General features: G+C 38.4%; 2 protein-coding genes. Both read right to left on the reverse strand.

The genetic code is table 11. The annotated features are described in order from the left end of the window. Positions 1-189: 189 nt before the first annotated feature. Positions 190-462 (reverse strand): hypothetical protein, encoded by a 273-nt coding sequence (locus ACS8FD_RS15995; protein WP_299218612.1) that lies wholly within the window; start codon positions 460-462, stop codon positions 190-192. A gap of 318 nt (positions 463-780) precedes the next feature. Then, positions 781-1,141, reverse strand: a 361-nt coding sequence (locus ACS8FD_RS16000) for a dual-action ribosomal maturation protein DarP (protein WP_439276573.1), incomplete at its 5' end; no start/stop codon positions are given.

The raw sequence follows: 1,141 nt of genomic DNA on the forward strand, positions 1-1,141 counted from the left end.
CTAATACTTTTTTTATATCAGATACTGGTTCTGCTGTGGTGGTCTCAAGACGCCCATCGGAGGCACGCAGTCCCACATCAGGCTGCATAATAACAATCGTCTCACGTGGGGCTGCAAGCGCTTTTTTTCCTGAACTATTTATCATAATTATCACTCCTATTAAGACAAAAATTGCTTAGCAAGGACTACTTAGGGAGGAACGTCAGTTGGCTTTTTATAGCAGGTATCAACGAACGTTAGCTCTAAAAGCTCGACAATCAATGTATTTACCTGTTCCTTATCAGGAACCAGCAAAGCTGCATACCGTAAAGCTTCCGCATCAGTGTCTATAGGAGGTTGTACGGTTACGTTGTGATCAGCGGCCCATTCTTTTAGCATCACAAAGGCGTGATACATTGGCTCATCAAAAGATGGATCCGGTACTGGATTCAAAATCACAGTTACTATTATAGGTTCAGCCAATGATAATACTCCTACCTGATGTATAAGGAACGATTAATAAAAGAAACGATGTTAACGTAACTGTACTTATCCAAAAAATAAATACACCTTAATATCATATAGATAGCATAGAAAATACCATAAGGCGAGATATGACTTGTAAACAACTCATTAACCTACAATAAATATGTTTTTAGCAACGCCGATAATAGTTCTTAAATTGTCCGACATAAAACGTACGGTTTAATATTTTTCCTTTATAAAATTCATTTTATATAAACGATATATAGCAAAAAGCCGACTAAACTTAGTCGGCTTTTATATCTTATGATTAGATATTTAATATTTTAGCTGCGTTAAAATCGCAACTTCTCGGATGTAACTGGCCAGATCTTGTTCTGACTCTACTAGTAGCTCGTCATCTTGCATGTGTTTGGCGTACTCAATCCAAAGCAGTAGTTGATATAAGCTGTTGCGCTCTGAGGCTTTGTACTGTTTTACAAACTGCTTGAGCGTACCTTCGTCGTTAATATTAAGCCTACCCCGCCAGCTTTCAATTTTAGCAATCTGCTCATTAGGAAAAAAAGCATCAAACAATGCTTTTACCAGTTCATGGCGGTTTTCTTCGCTAATGAGTTTACCAACACGTTTGGTCTGGCGATTGCGGGCATTTGCACTGCTAATATCTGCCAATGCCATC

It is taken from the genome of Psychrobacter sp. 1U2, from assembly GCF_051847575.1.